Origin of the sequence: Micromonospora sp. NPDC047670 (assembly GCF_043204915.1) — a bacterium.
Lineage (GTDB): Bacteria > Actinomycetota > Actinomycetes > Mycobacteriales > Micromonosporaceae > Micromonospora.
In genome coordinates this window covers 518,736-538,493 of sequence record NZ_JBIDDA010000003.1, presented here as the reverse complement: position 1 = coordinate 538,493, position 19,758 = coordinate 518,736, and the positions used below count along the sequence as shown (strand labels likewise).

The 19,758-nt window shown below is 75.0% G+C and carries 17 protein-coding genes; 14 read left to right on the top strand and 3 right to left on the bottom strand.

The genetic code is table 11. The annotated features are described in order from the left end of the window. Nucleotides 1-12: 12 nt before the first annotated feature. Entirely contained in the window at nt 13-204 is a 192-nt protein-coding gene (gene rpmB / locus ACGF7U_RS10415) for a 50S ribosomal protein L28 (RefSeq protein ID WP_088963534.1), read from the bottom strand. Between the two features lie 319 nt (nt 205-523). Between rpmB and ACGF7U_RS10410 the strand changes: the two genes are divergently transcribed. The 11 genes from ACGF7U_RS10410 (at nt 524) to ACGF7U_RS10360 (ending at nt 12,363) form a co-directional block, all read left to right on the top strand. Beyond that, nucleotides 524-2,140 carry a DAK2 domain-containing protein gene (locus ACGF7U_RS10410; RefSeq protein ID WP_393105042.1) on the top strand — a complete coding sequence of 539 codons (1,617 nt, stop codon included), beginning with the start codon at nt 524-526 and terminating at the stop codon, nt 2,138-2,140. Then, the gene (gene recG, locus ACGF7U_RS10405) at nt 2,137-4,338 is read left to right on the top strand and encodes an ATP-dependent DNA helicase RecG (protein ID WP_393105040.1); all 2,202 of its coding nucleotides are present in this window, start codon (nt 2,137-2,139) and stop codon (nt 4,336-4,338) included. The genes ACGF7U_RS10410 and recG overlap by 4 nt, the downstream gene beginning before the upstream one ends. 226 nt (nt 4,339-4,564) lie before the next feature. After that, nucleotides 4,565-5,128 carry a 16S rRNA (guanine(966)-N(2))-methyltransferase RsmD gene (rsmD, locus tag ACGF7U_RS10400; protein ID WP_393105038.1) on the top strand — a complete coding sequence of 188 codons (564 nt, stop codon included), beginning with the start codon at nt 4,565-4,567 and terminating at the stop codon, nt 5,126-5,128. Then, nucleotides 5,125-5,613 (top strand): pantetheine-phosphate adenylyltransferase, encoded by a 489-nt coding sequence (gene coaD / locus ACGF7U_RS10395; RefSeq protein ID WP_393105036.1) that lies wholly within the window; start codon nt 5,125-5,127, stop codon nt 5,611-5,613. The genes rsmD and coaD overlap by 4 nt, the downstream gene beginning before the upstream one ends. 204 nt (nt 5,614-5,817) lie before the next feature. Then, on the top strand, nt 5,818-6,315 hold the full coding sequence (locus ACGF7U_RS10390) for a hypothetical protein (RefSeq protein WP_121396123.1): 498 nt from the start codon (nt 5,818-5,820) through the stop codon (nt 6,313-6,315). Nucleotides 6,316-6,424: 109 nt separating this feature from the next. Continuing rightward, nucleotides 6,425-6,988, top strand: a complete 564-nt coding sequence (locus tag ACGF7U_RS10385) for a YceD family protein (RefSeq protein WP_393105034.1) — start codon at nt 6,425-6,427, stop codon at nt 6,986-6,988. A 5-nt stretch (nt 6,989-6,993) separates the two neighbouring features. Further along, on the top strand, nt 6,994-7,167 hold the full coding sequence (rpmF, locus tag ACGF7U_RS10380) for a 50S ribosomal protein L32 (RefSeq protein WP_091096818.1): 174 nt from the start codon (nt 6,994-6,996) through the stop codon (nt 7,165-7,167). Nucleotides 7,168-7,281: 114 nt separating this feature from the next. Beyond that, the gene (locus ACGF7U_RS10375) at nt 7,282-8,277 is read left to right on the top strand and encodes a phosphate acyltransferase PlsX (RefSeq protein WP_393105032.1); all 996 of its coding nucleotides are present in this window, start codon (nt 7,282-7,284) and stop codon (nt 8,275-8,277) included. Beyond that, a complete protein-coding gene (rnc, locus tag ACGF7U_RS10370; RefSeq protein ID WP_393105030.1) occupies nt 8,274-9,077 on the top strand; it encodes a ribonuclease III in 804 nt (267 codons plus the stop codon). The genes ACGF7U_RS10375 and rnc overlap by 4 nt, the downstream gene beginning before the upstream one ends. Further along, complete coding sequence (gene mutM, locus ACGF7U_RS10365; protein WP_393105028.1) at nt 9,070-9,927, top strand: bifunctional DNA-formamidopyrimidine glycosylase/DNA-(apurinic or apyrimidinic site) lyase; 858 nt, start codon at nt 9,070-9,072, stop codon at nt 9,925-9,927. Before rnc ends, mutM begins: the two co-directional genes overlap by 8 nt. Before the next feature lie 219 nt (nt 9,928-10,146). Next, complete coding sequence (locus tag ACGF7U_RS10360; RefSeq protein ID WP_393105026.1) at nt 10,147-12,363, top strand: MMPL family transporter; 2,217 nt, start codon at nt 10,147-10,149, stop codon at nt 12,361-12,363. A 45-nt stretch (nt 12,364-12,408) separates the two neighbouring features. Here the strand turns inward: ACGF7U_RS10360 and ACGF7U_RS10355 are convergent, their stop codons facing one another. Both ACGF7U_RS10355 and ACGF7U_RS10350 read right to left on the bottom strand, forming a co-directional pair. Then, complete coding sequence (locus ACGF7U_RS10355; RefSeq protein ID WP_393105024.1) at nt 12,409-13,251, bottom strand: endo alpha-1,4 polygalactosaminidase; 843 nt, start codon at nt 13,249-13,251, stop codon at nt 12,409-12,411. Nucleotides 13,252-13,358: 107 nt separating this feature from the next. Continuing rightward, entirely contained in the window at nt 13,359-14,612 is a 1,254-nt protein-coding gene (locus tag ACGF7U_RS10350; RefSeq protein ID WP_393105022.1) for a CAP domain-containing protein, read from the bottom strand. A gap of 372 nt (nt 14,613-14,984) precedes the next feature. Here ACGF7U_RS10350 and ACGF7U_RS10345 point away from each other — a divergent pair, with 372 nt between their 5' ends. From ACGF7U_RS10345 to ACGF7U_RS10335, 3 genes are all read left to right on the top strand, one after another. Further along, complete coding sequence (locus ACGF7U_RS10345; protein ID WP_091096806.1) at nt 14,985-15,179, top strand: hypothetical protein; 195 nt, start codon at nt 14,985-14,987, stop codon at nt 15,177-15,179. A gap of 307 nt (nt 15,180-15,486) precedes the next feature. After that, a complete protein-coding gene (gene smc / locus ACGF7U_RS10340; protein ID WP_393105020.1) occupies nt 15,487-19,101 on the top strand; it encodes a chromosome segregation protein SMC in 3,615 nt (1,204 codons plus the stop codon). Then, nucleotides 19,101-19,724 (top strand): HAD family hydrolase, encoded by a 624-nt coding sequence (locus ACGF7U_RS10335; RefSeq protein WP_393105018.1) that lies wholly within the window; start codon nt 19,101-19,103, stop codon nt 19,722-19,724. Before smc ends, ACGF7U_RS10335 begins: the two co-directional genes overlap by 1 nt. Nucleotides 19,725-19,758 lie beyond the last annotated feature (34 nt).

Below are 19,758 nucleotides of genomic sequence, written 5' to 3'. Positions count from 1 at the left end.
GGGCCTACCGCGTCAGGCGCGGGTGACCTTGCCAGCCTTGATGCACGAGGTGCAGACCTGCATCTTCTTGGTGTTGCCGCCACCGGCCGGGGTACGCACCGACTGGATGTTCGGGTTCCAGCGGCGGTTGGTCCGCCGGTGCGAGTGGGACACGTTGTGGCCGAAGCCCGGTCCCTTGCCACAGACGTCGCACACGCTAGCCACGGGATACTCCTGGGTTTGAAACGTTCATGAGGTCGCCGCCAGGCGCAGCCCGGGCAACCTGGCCAGGTTACCCGATGACCCGGGCGCCCGGCCAACCGGCCCTGAGCGGGGCCCCCGGTGGGGCTGCCACAGCGCGGCGCGCCCACGGTCGCCCGGCCCGCGCCGTCCTCCGACACCACCGCACGAGGGACGCGACCACGAGGGTAGTTCGGGCCGGGGCCGTGCGGCTGGTCCCCGGTCGGGTACGGCCGGGGCGGACACGCCGCGGGAGGACCGGCGGCCCCGGCGGGCGTCGGTGTGCGCCAGTAGGCTTCTCGCCGTGCTGGACACCCTCGACGCCGCCGCGGTCCGCCGCTGGTGCGCGGGCGGGCTGGCCGCGGTCAAGCGGCACCAGGGCGAGATCGACGACCTGAACGTCTACCCGGTGCCCGACGGCGACACCGGCACCAACCTGGTGCTCACCCTCACCTCCGCGCAGCAGGCGCTGGCGATGGACCTCGGCACCCTCCCGGAGGACGGGCCCACCCCGCACGGGCACGCGCTGCGGCTGATGGCCCGGGGCGCGCTGCTCGGCGCGCGGGGCAACTCCGGCGTGATCCTGTCGCAGATCCTGCGCGGCTTCGCCGACGCGGTCGCCGCCGTGCCCGCCGTGCGCGGCCGGGAGCTGGCCGCCGCGCTGCGCGACGCCACCACCGCCGCCTACGCCGCGGTCGCCCAGCCCGTCGAGGGGACGCTGCTCAGCGTCGTCGCGGCGGCGGCCCGCGCCGCCGAGCGGGCGGACAGCGACGACCTGCGCGCGGTCGTCCGGGCGGCGGCGGGCGAGGCGGCACGGGCACTGGCCCGCACCCCCGAACAGTTGCCGGCGCTGGCCCGGGCCGGGGTGGTCGACGCCGGCGGCCGGGGCCTCTGCCTGCTGCTCGACGCCCTGGTCGAGGTCGTGACCGGGGAGAGTCCCGAACATCCGGCGCCCGCGCCGCGCGCGACCCGCCCGCCCGCCACCGTCGTGCGCGAGACCGGTTCCGAGGAGTACGCCTACGAGGTGCAGTTCCTGCTCGACGCGGGGCCCGAGGCGGTGGCCCGGCTCCGGGCCGAGCTGGCCGCCCTGGGCGACTCGCTCGTGATCGTGGGCGACGGAGGCGCCGGTGAGGGCACCTGGAACGTGCACGTCCACGTCAACGACGTCGGCGCGGCGATCGAGGCGGGCGTGGTCGCCGGCCGGCCGCACCGCATCTCGGTGACCCGCTTCGCCGACCGGGCGGCACCGGTGCCGCCCGTCGTGGCGGCGGACGGGCGGGCCGCCGTGGTGGTGGCGGCCGGCGCGGGCATCGCCGAGCTCTTCGCCGGCGAGGGCGCGACGGTGGTGCCCGGCAACCCGTCCACCGGCGAGCTGCTGGACGCGATCCGCGCGACGGGCGCCGCCCGCGTGGTGGTGCTGCCCAACGACCCCGACACCCAGGCGGTGGCGAGCGCCGCCGCCCGGGAGGCGCACGGTCTGGGCGTCAAGGTCAGCGTGGTGCCCACCCGGTCCCCGGTGCAGGCGCTGGCCGCCCTGGCGGTGCGCGACCCGGCCCGCCGCTTCGAGGACGACGTGATCGCGATGGCGGAGGCGGCCGGCGCCTGCCGCTACGCCGAGGTCTGCTACGCCAGCCGCGAGGCGCTGACCGTCGCCGGCCCGTGCCGCCCCGGCGACGTGCTGGCGCTGGTCGAGGGCGAGGTGCACCTGATCGGCGCGGACCTGGCCGACACCTGCGCCGCCGTGGTCGACCGGATGCTCGGCGGCGGCGGCGAGCTGGTCACCCTGCTCTCCGGGGCGGACGCCCCGGACGGGCTGGCCGAGGCGGTCCGCGAGCACGTCGGCCGGCGCTGGCCGTTCGTCGAGGTGCACGCGTACCCGGGCGGGCAGCCGTACTATCCGCTCCTGGTGGGGGTCGAATGACGTCCGAGCAGTCCACGGCGGACACGCCGCTGAAGAAGCTGGTCGGGGAGAAGACCGCGAAGGCCCTCGCCGGGCACCTGGACCTGCACACCGCCGGCGACCTGGTCTACCACTTCCCGCGCCGCTACGACGAGCGCGGCGAGCACACCGACATCCGCTCGCTCGACGTCGGTGAGCAGGTCACCGTGCTGGCGCAGGTGCAGCGCACCGCCGTGCGCCCGATGCGCCAGCGCCGGGGCAACCTGCTGGAGGTGACGGTCGGCGACGGCTCGGGCGGCACCCTCACCCTCACCTTCTTCGGCAACCAGGCGTGGCGGGAGCGGGAGCTGCGTCCCGGCCGGTGGGGGCTGTTCGCGGGCAAGGTCACCGAGTTCCGGGGCAAGCGGCAGCTCAACGGCCCGGAGTACGTCCTGCTCGGTGAGGGCGGCGACGGCGAGGCGGCGGCCAGCGAGGAGATCGAGGAGTTCGCCGGCGCGCTGATCCCGGTCTACCCGGCCGCCGCGGCGGTGCCCACCTGGGTGATCGCCCGCTGCGTCCGCGTGGTGCTGGACACCTTCACCCCGCCGGAGGACCCGCTGCCCGCGACCGTGCGGGCGAGCCGCAACCTCGTCGGCATCGACGTGGCGCTGCGCGAGATCCACCGGCCGTCCAGCAAGGAGGCGCTCTACCGGGCCCGGCGGCGCCTCAAGTGGGACGAGGCGTTCGCCGTGCAGCTCACCCTCGTGCAGCGCAAGCACCGGGCCGCCGCCTGGCCGGCCCGCCCCCGTCCGGCGAAGCCCGGCGGCCTGCTCGACGCGTTCGACGCCCGGCTGCCGTACGAGCTGACACCCGGCCAGCGGGACGTGGGGGCGGAGATCGCGGCGGACCTGGCCACCGAGCACCCGATGCACCGGCTGCTCCAGGGCGAGGTCGGCTCCGGCAAGACGGTGGTCGCGCTGCGGGCGATGCTCCAGGTGGTCGACGCGGGCGGGCAGGCGGCGCTGCTGGCCCCGACCGAGGTGCTCGCCGCGCAGCACCACCGGGGCATCCTCGACCTGCTCGGGCCGCTGGGCCGGGCCGGCGAGCTGGGCGCGGCCGAGGACGCCACCCGGGTCGAGCTGGTCACCGGCTCGCTGGGCGCGGCGGCCCGCCGGCGCGCCCTGGCCGAGGTCGCCAGCGGCGCCGCCGGCATCGTGCTCGGCACCCACGCCCTGCTCTACGAGGGCGTCGACTTCGCGGACCTCGGCCTGGTGGTGGTCGACGAGCAGCACCGGTTCGGCGTCGAGCAGCGTGACGCGCTGCGGGCCAAGGCCGACCAGCCGCCGCACGTGCTGGTGATGACGGCCACTCCGATCCCGCGCACGGTGGCGATGACCGTCTACGGCGACCTGGAGACCTCGACCCTCTCCCAGCTGCCGCAGGGCCGCTCGCCGATCGCGTCGCACGTGGTCCCGGCCGCCGAGAAGCCGGCCTTCCTGGACCGGGCCTGGCGCCGGCTGCGCGAGGAGGTGGCCGCCGGCCACCAGGCGTACGTGGTCTGCCCGCGGATCGGGGAGGGACCGGCGTCGGAGGAGGAGCCGCCGCCGGTGGACGACAACGGTCGGCGGCCGCCGATGGCGGTGACCGAGGTGGCGCCGCTGCTCGCCGAGGGGCCGCTGCACGGCCTGCGGATCGGCGTGCTGCACGGCAAGCTGCCGGCCGACGAGAAGGACGCGGTGATGCGCTCGTTCGCCGCCGGCGACCTCGACGTGCTGGTCGCCACCACGGTGGTCGAGGTGGGCGTCAACGTGCCGAACGCCACCGTGATGATCGTGCTCGACGCCGACCGGTTCGGCGTGTCCCAGCTGCACCAGCTCCGCGGCCGGGTCGGCCGGGGCTCCGCCGCCGGGCTCTGCCTGCTGGTCACCGAGGCGCTGGAGGGCACCTCCGCGCGGGAGCGGCTCGACGCGGTCGCCTCCACGACGGACGGGTTCAAGCTGGCCGAGCTGGATCTGGAGCAGCGCCGCGAGGGCGACGTGCTGGGGGCCACCCAGTCGGGGCGGCGCTCGCACCTGCGGCTGCTCTCGCTGCTGCGCGACGCCGACCTGATCCGGGACGCCCGCGCCGAGGCGATCGCGCTGGTGGAGGAGGATCCGGAGCTGGCGCGGCACCCCGCGCTGGCCGCCTCGGTGGCCGCCCTGGTCGACGAGGAACGCGCGGAGTACCTGGAAAAGGGCTGACCGGCGGCGGCCACCCCGGCCGCCCGCCGGAACGGGCGGCGAGCCCTGGTCAGGAAGGGGGCGGGCCCCCGCCGGACGCGGCCGGGCCGTCCGTCGGAACCCGGCCGGCCGTCCGTCGGCGACAGCGGGTCGGGCGCGCTCGGGCGGGTCGATCCGAGGCGCCCACCGTGTCGACGCCGGCCGCCTCCGTGTCGCGTAGCGTCGTGCGCATGAGCAGGAGGAGATGGTGACCCGGATCGTGGCCGGGGCGCTCGGTGGGCGCCGGATCGCCGCGCCGCCCGGGGCGGGCACCCGGCCCACCTCGGACCGGGTCCGCGAGGCGCTGTTCAGCGCGGTGCAGGCCGAGGTCGACCTCGCGGGCGCCCGCTTCGCCGACCTCTACGCGGGCTCCGGCGCGGTCGGCCTGGAGGCGCTCTCCCGGGGCGCCGCGCACGTGCTGCTGGTGGAGTCCGATCCGCGGGCGGCCCGGGTGATCCGCGAGAACGTGGCGACGCTGCGCGCCGCCCCCGCCGCCCGGCTGGTCACCGGCAAGGTCGCCACGGTGCTGGCGGCCGGCCCGGACGGCGACCCGTACGACGTGGTGTTCGCCGACCCGCCGTACGCCGTGCCGGACGCGGAGGTCACGGCGATGCTCGCCGCGCTGGTCGACGGCGGCTGGCTGGCCGCGGACGCCCTGGTGGTGGTGGAACGGTCCAGCCGGACCGGGCCGGTCGGGTGGGTGGAGGGTGTCACCGGCGAGCGCAGTCGCCGGTACGGCGAAACCACCCTTTGGTACGGTCGCCGATCATGAGACGTGCGGTGTGTCCCGGCTCGTTCGATCCGGTCACCAACGGACACCTCGACATCATCGGCCGGGCGAGCCGCCTGTTCGACGAGGTGATCGTCGGCGTGCTGGTGAACCAGTCGAAGAGCGGCCTGTTCACCGTCGAGGAGCGGATCGACATGCTCCGCGAGGTGACCGCCTCCTACGACAACGTCCGGGTCGAGTCGTTCCGTGGCCTGCTGGTCGACTTCTGCCGGGCGCAGCAGGCGAGCGTGCTGATCAAGGGCCTGCGGGCGGTCAGCGACTTCGACTACGAGTTGCAGATGGCCCAGATGAACATCGGCCTGGCCGGCGTGGAGACGCTGTTCATGCCGACCAATCCGCTCTACTCGTTCCTCTCCTCCAGCCTGGTCAAGGACGTGGCGAAGTGGGGCGGCGACATCTCCGCGCACGTGCCCGACCGGGTCCGTGAGGAGCTCAGGGCCCGCCTCTCGCCGCCGGCCCGCGGCTGACCCCCCACGCCCGCGGCGCGCCGGCCCGCCACCCGTCGCCTCCGCCCACCGGCTCGCCCACCGGAGCCGGCGGGGCGGCGCGACGCGCCGGGCCGGGGTGAGGGGCGCGGTGTGGTCGGGGCGCGACATGATGTGTGGAGCGGGAACCCGGCCGTAGCCCGCATCATGTAGGTCGGCCCGACGAACGACAGGAGTGAGGTACCGGTGGACCCGCTCGATCGCATCGACGAACTGATCGCCATGGTGGAGCAGGCGCGCTCCGTCCCGATGTCGCGCAACAACTGCATGGTCGACCGGGGCGAGTTCATCGCGGCCCTCGACGAGTTGCGCGCCGAACTCCCCGCCGACCTGCGCCGGGCCGCCGCGCTGCTGGAGGAGCGGGACAAGATCATGGAGGCCGGCAAGCGGGAGGCCGACCGGATCATCAGCGAGGGTGAGGCGGAACACGCCCGCCTGGTCTCGGTGAACGAGATCACCGTCTCGGCCGAGCACGAGGGCGCCCGGATCATCGCCGAGGCCCGCGCCGAGGCCCAACGCCTGCGCGAGGAGGTCGACGACTACGTCGACACCGCGCTGGCCAACTTCGAGCAGTTCCTCACCCGGGCGCTTGCCTCGATAGAGCGCGGCCGGGACAAGATGCACGCGCTGCGGGAGATCGGCACCTTCGGTGGGGAGGAGGCGGAACGCCCGCTACCCTTCTGAGCGGCACCTCACCAGCCGGCAGGCGGGGCGGGCGCCGCCCCCGGTTCGACGGTGCGGCGGTCGCCCAGGTAACCTTTTTTGTCGGCCTCTCACCGGCCGGAGTCTGACTATGCCCAAACACACGCCTTCCACACTCAACCCCAGGTCGCCGCTGGTCCTCGACACGAGGGAGCTGCCGCGCCGGCCTGGTGCGTTGCGTACGGTCAAGCGGGTGGCACCGGCACCGGCGGACCTCGGCGTGGAGTTGATCGGCGTGCCGGAGGGCGCGGACCTCGACCTCGACCTGAGGTTGGAGTCGGTGTCCGAGGGCGTGCTCGTCTCGGGGACCGTGACCGGTCCCGTCCGGGGCGAGTGCGGCCGCTGCCTGCGCGAGATCAACGACTCGGTGGCCGTGCGGATCCAGGAGCTGTACGCGTACGAGAACAGCACCACGGACTCCACGACCGACGAGGACGAGGTGGGCCGGATGCAGGGAGACCTGATCGACCTGGAACCGGCGCTGCGGGACGCGGTGGTGCTCGCGCTGCCGACCAACCCGCTCTGCCGGGAGGACTGCCCAGGCTTGTGCCCCGAGTGTGGGGTGCACTGGGACGATCTGCCGGCCGACCACAGTCACCAGCAGATCGACCCGCGTTGGGCGGGCCTGTCGCAACTGACCCGTAAAGAGGAGTAGGAACCGTGGCCGTCCCCAAGCGCAAGATGTCGCGCAGCAACACCCGCGCCCGCCGGGCGAACTGGAAGGCTGCCGTGGTCGCGACCGTGGCCTGCCCGCAGTGCAAGTCCGCCAAGCTGCCCCACGCCGCCTGCTCCGTCTGCGGCACCTACAACGGCCGCCAGGTCCTCGAGGTCTGACCCGGACGCCGAGTGACGCCTCCGACCGCTGGTCGGGCGGCGCGCGCACCCTGGCAATCGCCCGGTGCCCCGGCTCCCTCCGACGCCGGCCGGCCTGTTCCGGCCGGCGTTCCGATGGAGCCGGGCACCGCGCGGATCGCCGTTGACCTCCTCGGCGGGGACGACGCTCCCGCCGTCGTGGTTGACGGCGCTCTGCGGGCCGTGCGTGCCGACCCGAATCTGCACCTGCTGCTCGTCGGTCCGGCCGAGGCCGCCGGCGCGCTGATCCATGCCCTCGACCCGGCGCAGCGCGCCCGGGTCGCCGTCCGGCCGGTCCGCACCGTCGTGGGCATGGCCGACCACCCCGTGGCCGCCCGCTCCGACAGCACCGTCCGCGCGGCCGTGCACGCCGTCCGGGACGGCCTCGCCGACGCCCTCGTCTCCGCCGGCTCGACCGGCGCCACCGTCACCGCCGTCGCCCTCGGCCTCGGCCGCTGGCCGGACGTACGCCGTCCCGCGCTGGTCGCCACCCTGCCCGCCGTCGCCGGCCCGGTGGTCCTGCTCGACGTCGGCGGGTCGCTGGAGCCGCGCCCCGCCACCCTCGCCCGGCACGCCGTCCTCGGCGCGGCCTACGCCGCGGTCGCGCACGGCATCGCGATCCCGCGCGTCGGACTGCTCTCGGTCGGCACCGAGGCGGGCAAGGGCGACCGCGCCCGGCGGCTCGCCGATCCCGTTCTCGCCGCCGCGTCGCTGCCCTGCGGCGGTCGCTACGTCGGCCTCGTCGAGGGGTACGACGTCTCCCTCGGCGCGCGCGCCGACGTGGTGGTCACCGACGGCTTCACCGGTAACGTGCTGCTCAAGGCGATCGAGGGCGCGTACGCGATGGCCGGCGGCCCGCCGTCCGGCGGCGGCGCCCCCCGGGCGGCCGCCCTGCTCGGGGTGGCCGGGACGGTGGTCGTGTGCCACGGCGCGGCCCGGCCCGAGGACGTCGCCTCCGGCATCGCGCTGGCCGCCCATCTCTGGCGGCGCCGCGCCGCCGACCAGGTCCGCGCGCTGCTCGACGGCGCCGAGGCGGGCGAACGCGAGGAAAGCACCGACCGCACCACCGACACCGAGGTACCCACATCATGAGCAACGACAAGCGGCGGCGGGCGTCCGTCGGTCACCTTGAAGCCGCGTTCGGCGTCAGCCTCGATCCGGAGCTGCTGGAGCGCGCGCTGACCCACCGCTCGTACGCGTACGAGAACGGCGGCCTGCCGACCAACGAGCGGCTGGAGTTCCTCGGCGACTCGGTGCTCGGCGTGGTGATCACCACCGCGCTGTTCCACAACCACCCCGACCTGCCCGAGGGGCAGCTCGCCAAGCTGCGGGCGAGCGTGGTGAACATGCGTGCCCTCGCCGACGTGGCCCGGGGTCTGGGCCCGGACGGGCTCGGCGCCTACCTGCTGCTCGGCAAGGGGGAGGAGACCACCGGCGGCCGGGACAAGGCGAGCATCCTCGCCGACACCCTGGAGGCGCTGCTCGGTGCGATCTACCTCCAGTACGGGCTGGACACCGCGGCGATCGTCATCCACCGGCTGTTCGACCCGCTGATGGCCGAGTCGGCCGGGCGGGGCGCGGCCCTGGACTGGAAGACCAGCCTCCAGGAGCTGACCGCGGCGCTCGGGCTCGGCGTCCCCGAGTACCGCATCGAGGGCACCGGTCCCGACCATCTCAAGACCTTCACCGCCTGGGTGGTGGTCGCCGGCAACCGCTACGGCGGGGCCGAGGGGCGGAGCAAGAAGGAGGCCGAGCAGCGGGCCGCCGAGGCGGCCTGGCGCACGCTCACCGAGCAGGCGGAGCGGGAGCGGACCGAGCGGGAGCGGGTCGAGGCGGCCGGCGCGGCCGACGAGGCGACCGCCGGAGCCGAGGCGGGCCTGGGCCGTGCCTGAGCTGCCGGAGGTCGAGACGGTCCGCCAGGGGCTGGCCCGATGGGTCACCGGCCGGCGGATCGCCTCCGTCGAGGTGCACCACCCCCGCGCGGTGCGCCGGCACGCGCCCGGCGGCGGGCACTTCGCCGACGTGCTGGCCGACCGGACGGTGCTCGACGTGCGCCGGCGGGGCAAGTACCTGTGGCTGCCGCTGGACAGCGGGGACGCCGTCATCGGGCACCTGGGCATGTCCGGCCAGCTGCTGGTGCAGCCGGTCGACGCGCCCGACGAGACGCACCTGCGGGTCCGGTTCCGGTTCGCCGACGACGGGCCCGAGCTGCGCTTCGTCGACCAGCGCACGTTCGGCGGGCTGTCGGTCTCCGCCGGTGGCGCGGAGCTGCCGGCGGAGATCGCGCACATCGCCCGGGACCCGATGGACCCGGAGTTCTCCGACGCGGCGTTCGTCGCCGCGCTGCGCCGGCGGCGTACGGAGGTCAAACGCGCGCTGCTGGACCAGACGCTGATCTCCGGGGTGGGCAACATCTACGCCGACGAGGCGCTGTGGCGGGCGAAGCTGCACGGCGCCCGCCCCACCGACGCGCTGACCGGCCCGGCCGCGCTGCGGCTGCTGGGCCACGTCCGGGACGTCCTGGCCGAGGCGATCAAGTCGGGCGGCACCAGCTTCGACGCCCTCTACGTCAACGTCAACGGGGAAGGCGGCTACTTCGACCGGTCGCTGAACGTCTACGGCCGGGAGGGCCTGCCGTGCCACCGCTGCGGCGCGCCCGTGCGTCGGGAGGCGTTCATGAACCGTTCGTCGTACAGTTGCCCGCGTTGTCAGCCCCGCCCCCGGGTGGCCCTTCGGGGATGACCCCGAGGTGTTTCCGGGTCACGGTCGGCGCGCCGGCTCCGGCCGATCGGGGATCGCCCTTCCGCCGCGCCCGTTTCGGCCCGGCTCGCCCGGCCGGAGCGGCGTTCAGGCCGCGTACAGGTGCCGGGGAAGGGCCGGGGCCGTTCCCTGATGTCCCGGGCCCGTCCCGTCCATAACGTCGACCCCGTTGACAGGGATGACGTGACAGGGGGACCCGGAATGGGGGCAAGACCGGTGACGGTGCGGCTCGCGCGGTGGAGCGCGGAGCATCCGTGGCGGGCCATCGCGCTGTGGGTCGTGTTCGTGGCGGTGTGCTTTGTCGGGGGGAACGCCGCCGGCCTCAAGGAGGCGACCGGCGCCGACCAGGCCGTCGGCGAGTCGGGCCGGGCCGGGCTGATCGTGGACGCCGGCAACTTCGCCGACCCGGCGATGGAGAACGTCCTGATCACGGCGCGCGGCGGCACACTCGACCCCGCCGCCGCGAAGGCCGCGGCCGCCGACGCGGCGGCCGAACTGCGCTCGGTGACCGGGGTCGCCTCGGTCGGCGAGCCGGTGACGGCGCGCGACGGCTCCGCGCTGCTGGTGCCGATCACGATGTCGGGCGACGCGGAGACCGCGTCCGACCGGGTGCAGCCGCTGCGGGACGCCACCGCCCGCGTCCAGGAGGGGCACCCGCGGCTGCGCGTCGAGCAGGTCGGCGGGCCGTCCATCAACAAGGCGTTGAACGACACGCTCGGTGAGGACTTCAAGCGGGCCGAGCTGCTCAGCCTGCCGGTGACCCTGGCCATCCTGATCATCGCGTTCGGCGCGCTGATCGCCGCCGGCGTGCCGGTCCTGCTGGCGCTCTCCTCGGTCGCCGCGGCGATGGGGCTGTCCACCCTCGCCTCGCACCTGGTGCCGGCGACCGACACGACGGCCAGCGTCATCCTGCTGATCGGCATGGCGGTCGGGGTCGACTACTCGCTGTTCTACGTGCGGCGCGAGCGGGAGGAACGGGCCAAGGGACGCTCGGGCCTGGACGCGGTGGAGATCGCCGCCGAGACCTCCGGTCACGCCGTCGTGGTCTCCGGCTTCGCCGTGATGATCTCGATGGGCGGGCTGCTGCTCGCCAACGACGCCATGTTCTCCTCCCTCGCGGTGGGCTCGATGCTGGTGGTCGCGGTCGCGGTGATCGGTTCGCTGACCGTGCTGCCGGCCCTGCTGGCCAAGCTCGGCCGCTGGGTCGACCGGCCCCGGGTGCCGCTGCTGTGGCGGCTCACCGCCCCGCGCACCGGGCGGCACGGCGAGGCGAAGCCGCGGTTCTGGCCGGCCGTGCTGAAGCCCGCGCTGCGAGCGCCGGTGGCCACCCTGGTGATCTCGGTCGGGCTGCTGCTCGCCCTGGCCGCGCCGGCGCTCGGCATGAAGATGAAGTTCCCCGGCATGGAGGACGTGCCGCGCAGCACGTCGGCCATGCAGGCGTACGACCGGCTCACCGCGGCGTTCCCGAGCAACGGCACCAGCCACACGGTCGCGGTGCGGGCGCCGGCGGCCGAGGCGGACCGGGTCGCGGCGGCGCTGACCACCCTGGCCGGCGCGGCGGCGGCCGACCCGCTCTTCGCGCCGATCGAGGCGGACGGCCCGAAGCTCAAGGTGTCGGCGGACCGGCGGGTGTCCGTGCTGGAGGTCGCGACCCCGCACGCCAGCCGCACCGACGAGGCGGCCCGCTCGCTGGACCGGCTGCGCGGCGACCTCGTCCCGGCCGCGCTCGGCGGGGTGTCCGGTGTGGAGTACGCGGTCGGCGGCGACGTCGCCGACAGCGAGGACTACTCGCAGCACATCCGCGACAAGCTGCCGATCGTCATCGGCTTCGTGCTGGTGCTGACCTTCGTGGTGATGGTCCTGACGTTCCGCTCGGTGGTGATCGCGCTCAGCTCGATCCTGCTCAACCTGCTCTCCGCCGGCGCCGCGTACGGGCTGCTGGTGCTGGTCTTCCAGGGCGACTGGGCCGAAGGGCTGCTCGGCTTCACCTCGATGGGCGCGATCGTCACCTGGCTGCCGCTCTTCCTCTTCGTGGTGCTGTTCGGGCTCTCGATGGACTACCACGTCTTCGTGGTCAGCCGGATCCGCGAGGGCGTCCGGGCCGGCATGTCGAACCGGGACGCGGTGGCGTACGGCATCACCTCGTCGGCCGGCGTGGTGACCAGCGCGGCGCTCGTCATGGTCGGGGTCTTCTCGATCTTCGCCACGCTGAGCACGATCGACATGAAGCAGCTCGGCATCGGGCTGGCGGCGGCGATCCTGCTGGACGCCACGATCATCCGCGCGGTGGTGCTGCCGGCGCTGATGACGATGCTGGGCAACGCGAACTGGTGGGCCCCGAAGTTCCTGCGGGCCCGCCCCGCCGAGACCCCCATGGACCCGCCGGCCCCGACCCCGGAGCTGGTCGGCGCGCGCTGACCCCACCACGGCGCAGGCCGGACCGCGCCCGCGGTCCGGCCTTCGTCATGGCACCGGGCAGGAGACCCGCCAGGCGTCCAGCTCCCGGTCCTTGCGGATCGAGGAGAAGCCGTAGCCCACCGTGGTGACGCAGAAGTCCGCGGTCGAGCCCGTGTACTCGACGTGGAACACCGGCTTGCCCGCCTCGACGAACGGCAGCAACTTGGCGCACAGGTCCCGCCGGACGCACTCCTGGTTGACGGCGAAGTCGAAGTCCGGCGCCAGGGCGGCCACCTGCGGCACGTCGTCGACCAGGCCGGGGGAGAGGTCCAGGGAGCGGGCCAGCTCGGCCAGCCGGCGGTTGAACAGCAACTGGTCGTCGAAGCCGAGCGGGAAACCGGAGCGGTGTGCGTACCCGTCGGCGTCGGCGAGCGCGACCGCGCCGAAGCCCTTGCCCCGGCAGAGCCGGAACCGGTCCGCCAGCACCGGCCGCAGCGCGTCCCACTGCCGGACGTCGAGCCACCGGCTCTGCGGGCGACGGGCCGCGGCGCCGCGTACGGCGGTCGGGAAGCGGCTCGCGTCCGGGTCGGTGGGCACGACCGACCCGACGTGCACCTGGCAGACCAGCCGACGGTCCCGGGAGCGCAGCTCGGCGGTCTGGGCGGCGGTGGTGGCGACCGGGTCGAGCAGGAAGACGTCGGCGTCGACGGTCGGGTCCAGCACCCCGCTCAGTTGCCACTGCCACTGCCACCGCCCGGCCCACTCCGCCGGCCAGGTGGTCGGAGCGCCCGGCGGGGCGAGCGCCACCCGGCAGGCGCCGACGGTGGCCAGCAGCGCGAGGACGACACAGCCGGACAGGACACCGCGGGGGCCCCGCCCGACGGCGCGCGTACGTGGCCGGGTCCGCATCGGCAGCTCCGCAGGTCGCGGGCGGCGGGAGTGCCACCCGGGTGGGGTACGCCGATGCGGCGCACCTCACCCGGTCAAACGAGCGCGGACCCGGTCACGACTCGCGTTCAGCGCGGCGCGGCGAAGACCTGCGTCCAGTACGGCCCGTTGCTACTGGCGACGCCGACGCCGATCTCGGTGAACGCGCAGTTCAGGATGTTGGCCCGGTGACCGGGGCTGTTCATCCAGGCGTCCATCACCGCGGCGGGCGTCTTCTGGTTCCAGGCGACGTTCTCGCCGTAGGTGCGCCAGGCGTAGCCCACCCGGTCCAGCCGGTCGCCGGCGTCGCTGCCGTCGCTGCCGGTGTGCGACATGTCCTGGTGGTCGGCCTGGTCCTGGCTGTGCCGCTGGGCCGCGGTCATCAGCTTGTCGTCGACGCCCAGCGCGCCGCAACCGGCCTTGGCCCGCTCGGCGTTGACCAGGTTCACCACCTCGCGGGCCTGGGCGCTGACCCCGCTGCCGACGGGGGCCTTCGTGCCGCCGCCGGACGGCGCGCTGCTCCGCTCGACCGTGCGCCGCGAGGCCGCCGTGGAGCGCGACGGCGCCGGCGTCGGCTTGGCCGCCTTCGTGGCGGACGGGGTGGGCTTCACGGTGGTCGGCGCGGCGCTCGGGGTGGGCGCGGTCAGCGCGTCGGCGGGGGATCCCTCGGTGCCCGGCAGGGCAGGGGCGGCGGCGATGGTGTCGTCCACGGCGGCCGGGTCGGTCTCCGGGCCGTCGCCGCCCAGCGCGACCGCGCCCACGCCGAGGCTGACCACCAGCGTGGCGGCCGCGGCGGCGCCACCGATCAGCGCCGGGCGGGAGAAGCGGCGGGGGAATCGGTGCCGGCCCTCGGCGGGCGTCGTCCCGGCCGGGGCGCCCCCGTGCGTCGCCAGGTCGAACGCGGCGGTCGGGGCGTCGACCGGCCAGCCCCCGGTCCCCCGGTCGTCGGCCGGGGGACCGTCACCCCGGTACGGCCCGTCCGCGCGGGCATCGGCGTCGGCGTGCCAGCGGTCGCCCGCCGCGGCCTGCCAGGTCGCGGTCGGCTCCGCCCGCCAGGGTGTGGACGGCTCCGCCTGCCGGGTCGCCGTCGGCTCCGCCTGCCAGGTCGCGGCCGGCTCGGTGGGCCCGGTCGGCCGGGTCGCCGTCGGCTCGGTGGGCTCGGCCCAGCGCGCGGTCGGCTGGTCGCGGTGCCACTCGTCGGCGGGCCGGTCCGGGTCGTCGCCGAACAGGTAGGCCGACCTCGGCTCCGGACGGTCGGTCAGCCAGGCCGGCTCCTCGCTGTGCGGCTGCTCCGGGCGCCGAGGAGCGCCGTCCGGGTCGTTCGGGTCGGTCCAGCGGTACACGCCTGTGCCTCCACGGGGTCGGTTGCGGGCCGGGGTGACGCTACGGGGCGGCCGTGAACAGCGGCAACGTGGCTAAGGAAGAGTTAAGGGGAAGTCGGACGCCCGGGTAGGGACTTCCGGGGATCCGAGGCGTAGAGTCAAGGTGTCCGGACAGAGCGTGTCCGCGCCTTGTGGCAGCCCCCCGACAAGTGGACAGGTCGACGTGGAAATGATCTACGGCCTGCGAGAACTTGACGACGGAGGGGGTATCGGCTCAATATATAGGTGTCGCCAGTCGCGCCCGGTCATGCCCAGAATCGTCTGGGTTGACAGCCGCGTACACATGGGCGCGCGTTGGCCGGCCTTCCCGGCAGCGCACATCAAGGAGTCATCATGGCTAAGGCCCTGTACGGCCACGTAGGCGCAGCGCCCGATCGGCGTCTGCTCGACGAGGTCACCCGACTGCGTGCCACGGTTCGGGCACTGGAGTTCGAGATCACGCGGCTGCGTGCCGAGAACGATCGGCTCGCGGCGGCCGCGGCGGAGGCGGACGATCTGCTCCGTCTGGCCGAGCCCGCGCTGACCTGAGCTCCGGGATCACAAAACTGAATCGCACCACGCAAAAAAGCGCGCCGACACTTCTGTGCCGGCGCGCAGCTTTGTCCGCCCCCTTTTCGTCGGCGCCAATTCGCGATCTTGTGCCCCGGGGAACAGTGCGAAATCCCCGCCCCGCCCCCGCCGGACGGACACCGGCCGCCCCCGCCGGACGGTACGGCCCCGCGGCGGCCAGGCGGGTCGCGTGCCGGGCGGTTGCCGGTGGCGGGTTAGTCTGCGGGTTCACCCAGGTCCGCGCAGCCGGCGACGGTACGGCGGCCACCGGACGAGGATCGAGAAGGTGCATCTCAAGAGCCTGACGGTGAAGGGCTTCAAGTCCTTCGCCTCCGCGACGACGCTGAAGCTGGAGCCGGGGATCACCTGCGTGGTCGGCCCGAACGGCTCCGGCAAGTCCAACGTCGTCGACGCCATCGCCTGGGTGCTCGGCGAGCAGGGCGCCAAGGCGCTGCGCGGCGGCAAGATGGAGGACGTCATCTTCGCCGGCACCGCCGGCCGGGCGCCGCTGGGCCGGGCCGAGGTGACCCTGACCATCGACAACACCGACGGCGCGCTGCCGATCGAGTACACCGAGGTGTCCATCACCCGCCGGATGTTCCGCTCCGGCGAGAGCGAGTACGAGATCAACGGCGACTCCTGCCGGCTGCTCGACATCCAGGAGCTGCTGTCGGATTCCGGCATCGGCCGGGAGATGCACATCATCGTCGGGCAGGGCCGGCTCGACGGCATGCTGCACGCCAAGCCGGAGGACCGGCGGGCGTTCATCGAGGAGGCGGCCGGCGTCCTCAAGCACCGCAAGCGCAAGGAGAAGGCGCTGCGGAAGCTCGACGCGATGCAGACCAACCTCAACCGGCTCACCGACCTCACCGCCGAGCTGCGCCGCCAGCTCAAGCCGCTGGGCCGGCAGGCCGAGGTGGCCCGGCGCGCCGCCGCCATCCAGGCCAACCTGCGCGACGCCCGGCTCCGGCTGCTCGCCGACGACCTGGCCACCCTCCGCGCCACCCTGGACCGGGAGATCGCCGACGAGACGGCGGTGCGCGAGCGGCGCGGGCAGGTCGAGGCCGAGCACACCGAGGTGCAGGCGCGCCTCGCCGAGCTGGAGGCGGCCCTCGCCGAGGACGCGCCGCTGCTGGCCGCCGCGCAGGACACCTGGTACAGGCTCTCCGCCCTCGCCGAGCGGTTCCGCTCGATCGAGCAGCTCGCCCGGGAGCGGCTGCGCCACCTCAGCGCCGCCGGCGACGACGAGCGCCCCGGCCGCGACCCGGACCAGCTGGAGGCCGAGGCCGAGCGGGTCCGCGAGCAGGAGGAGGAGCTGCGCGCCGCGCTCACCGACGACCAGATCCGGCTCGCCGAGGCGGTGGAGCACCGCCAGGAGCTGGAACGGCAGCTCGCCGCCGCCGAGCGTGAGCTGGTCGCCGCGGCCAAGGCGATCGCCGACCGGCGGGAGGGGCTGGCCCGGTTGACCGGCCAGGTCAACTCCGCCCGGGCCCGGACCACCAGCGCGGGCGAGGAGATCGAACGGCTCGCCGCCGCGCACGCCGACGCGCTGGCCCGGGCCGAACAGGCGCAGGCCGAGCTGGACGCGGTGGCCGAGCAGTCCACCGAGGCGGACCGGGACAACGCCGACCTCGACGCGCGGCACGCCGAGGCGGTCGCCGCCCTGGAGCGGGCGCAGGCCACGGTGCGGTCGCTGACCGACGCCGAGCGGTCGGCGGAGAAGGACGCCGCCACCTGGAAGGCCCGGGAGGAGGCGCTGGCCCTCGGCCTGCGCCGCAAGGACGGCGCGGGCGCGCTGCTGGCCCGCGCCGACGAGGTCCCGGGCCTGCTGGGCAGCCTGGCCGGGCTGCTCACCGTCGCGCCGGGGCAGGAGGCCGCCCTCGCCGCCGCGCTCGGCGGGCTCGCCGACGCGGTGGCGGTCAGCGGCGTCGACGAGGCCGTCGAGGCGATGCGGCTGCTGAAGATCTCCGACGCCGGCCGCGCCGGCCTGCTGGTCGGCAGCCCCGCCGGCCCGGGCATGGACGCCCATCCCGACGCGCTGCGTCCCAAGCTGCCCGACGGCGCCCGCTGGGCGCCCGACCTGGTGGAGTGCTCCCCGCAGATCCGGCCGGCGGTGCACCGGGCGCTGCGCGACGTGGTGCTGGTCGACGACCTCACCGCCGCGGCCGAGGTGGTCGCCGGCAACCCGGAGCTGCGCGCCGTCACCCCGGACGGCGACGTGGTGGGGGCGTACGCGGCCGCCGGTGGGTCGGCCAAGGCGCCCAGCTTCATCGAGGTGCAGGCCGCCGTCGAGGAGGCCCGGTCGAACCGGCTCGCCGCCGAGCGCACCGGCGCGGAGCTGCGCGAACAGCTCGTCGACGCCCGCGCCGAGGTGACCGCCGCCAAGGAGGCGGTGCAGCACGCCGCCGCCGCCAAGCGGGAGGCGGAGAGCCACCGCAACGCCGCCGCCCGGCGGCTGGCCGAGCTGGGCGCGGCGGCCCGCTCGGCGAAGGCCGAGACCGACCGGCTCGGCGAGTCCCGGGCCCGCGCGGAGGCAGCCCGGGAACGGGACCTGCTCACCCTGGCCGAGCTGGAGGAGCGGCTGCGGCTGGCCGAGGAGACCCCGGTCGACGCGGAGCCCTCCACCGAGGAACGCGACCAGCTCGCCGCGATGGTGCCGCAGGCGCGGCAGAACGAGATGGAGGTCCGGCTCGCGGTGCGTACCGCCGAGGAGCGGGTCTCCTCGATCGCCGGCCGCGCCGACTCGCTGCGCCGGCAGGCCACCGCCGAGCGGGCCGCGCGGGAGCGCGCGGCGGCGCGGCGGGCGGCCCGGACCCGCGGCGCGGGGATCGCCCGCGCCGTGGCGGGCGGCGCCCGGGAGGGCCTCACCCGGCTGACCGTCTCCATCGCCGCCGCCGAGGAGCACCGCGACGCCGTGGCGCGCGAACGCGCCTCCCGCGAGGCCGAGCTCCAGGAGGTACGCGGCGCCGCCAAGCGGCTCGCCGCGGAGCTGGAGCGGCTGACCAGCCAGGTGCACCGGGACGAGGTGGCCCGCGCCGAGCAGCGGCTGCGTATCGAGCAGCTGGAGGCCAAGGCCGCGGAGGACTTCGGGCTGGACGTGGAGACGCTGGTCGCCGAGTACGGCCCGCACCAGCCCGTCCCGCCCACCCAGGCCGACGTGGCGGCCGCCGAACGGGACGGCCTGCCGACGCCCGAGCCGGTGCGCTACGAGCGGCCGGTGCAGGAGAAGCGGGCCGCCAAGGCGGAACGGGAACTCACCCTGCTCGGCAAGGTCAATCCGCTCGCGCTGGAGGAGTTCGCCGCGCTGGAGGAGCGCTACAAGTTCCTCTCCGAGCAGCTGGAGGACCTCAAGGCCACCCGCCGCGACCTGCTCACCGTGGTCAAGGACGTCGACGACCGGATCCTCGAGGTCTTCGCCAGCGCGTTCGAGGACACGGCCCGGGAGTTCCAGCAGGTCTTCACCGTCCTCTTCCCCGGCGGCGAGGGGCGGCTCGTGCTCACCGACCCGGACGACCTGCTCACCACCGGCGTCGAGGTGGAGGCCCGCCCGCCGGGCAAGAAGATCAAGCGACTGTCGCTGCTCTCCGGCGGCGAGCGGTCGCTGACCGCCGTGGCGATGCTGGTGGCGATCTTCCGCGCCCGGCCCAGCCCGTTCTACATCATGGACGAGGTGGAGGCGGCGCTCGACGACGTCAACCTGGGCCGGCTGATCACGCTGCTGGCCCAGTTGCGGGAGAAGAGCCAGCTCATCGTCATCACGCACCAGAAGCGGACGATGGAGGTCGCCGACGCCCTGTACGGCGTGACCATGCGCAACGGGGTGACCCAGGTGATCAGCCAACGGCTCAACCGGGCCGACGGGGACGACGAGCGGCGCGGCCGCGGCGAGGGGGACGAGTAGTGGGTCGGGAACGGGCGACGGCGCTCCTGGTGGACTTCGACGGCGTGCTGCGGCGCTGGGACCCGGCGGTGGCCGCCGGCGTGGAGCGGGAGTACGGCCTCTCCGAGGGCGTGCTCCTCGAGATCGCCATGCAGTGGGGGCGGGTCCAGCCGGTGCTCACCGGCCAGGTCAGCCACGCCGACTGGATGACCAGCGTGGCCGACGCGCTGGCCGGGCCGGCCGGCGGGCCGGAGCGCGCCCGGGCCGCGGTCGAGCAGTGGCAGCGCTACCGGGGCGAGGTGGACACCGAGGTGCTCGACTTCGTCCGCGAGGTGCGCGCCGGCGGCCTCCCGGTCGGCCTCGCCACCAACGCCACCGACCTGCTCGACGACGACCTGGCCGCGCTCGGTTTGGTCGGCGAGTTCGACGCGGTGGTCAACTCGTACCGACTCGGGGTGAACAAGCCGGCCAAGGAGTACTTCCAGGCCGCCTGCCGGGCGGTGGCCACCCCGCCGGACCGGGTGCTCTTCGTCGACGACGAGGACTGGTCGGTGCGCGGCGCCCGGGCCGCCGGGTTGTCGGCGCTCCGCTGGGCCGGCCGCCCCGAGGACCTGCGCTACCTGCGGGCGGCGCTCGCGTACTGAGGCGTGCCCTCGCGTGCCGGGGCGGGCGGCACGG

What these genes read in the sequence shown, in the direction of transcription:
- recG (WP_393105040.1), top strand. Translation starts at nt 2,137, where the DNA reads ATGACGTCCGAGCAGTCCACGGCGGACACGCCGCTGAAGAAGCTGGTC.
- coaD (WP_393105036.1), top strand. Translation starts at nt 5,125, where the DNA reads ATGAGACGTGCGGTGTGTCCCGGCTCGTTCGATCCGGTCACCAACGGA.
- ACGF7U_RS10385 (WP_393105034.1), top strand. Translation starts at nt 6,425, where the DNA reads ATGCCCAAACACACGCCTTCCACACTCAACCCCAGGTCGCCGCTGGTC.
- ACGF7U_RS10375 (WP_393105032.1), top strand. Translation starts at nt 7,282, where the DNA reads ATGGAGCCGGGCACCGCGCGGATCGCCGTTGACCTCCTCGGCGGGGAC.
- rnc (WP_393105030.1), top strand. Translation starts at nt 8,274, where the DNA reads ATGAGCAACGACAAGCGGCGGCGGGCGTCCGTCGGTCACCTTGAAGCC.
- ACGF7U_RS10360 (WP_393105026.1), top strand. Translation starts at nt 10,147, where the DNA reads ATGGGGGCAAGACCGGTGACGGTGCGGCTCGCGCGGTGGAGCGCGGAG.
- ACGF7U_RS10355 (WP_393105024.1), bottom strand. Translation starts at nt 13,251, where the DNA reads ATGCGGACCCGGCCACGTACGCGCGCCGTCGGGCGGGGCCCCCGCGGT.
- ACGF7U_RS10345 (WP_091096806.1), top strand. Translation starts at nt 14,985, where the DNA reads ATGGCTAAGGCCCTGTACGGCCACGTAGGCGCAGCGCCCGATCGGCGT.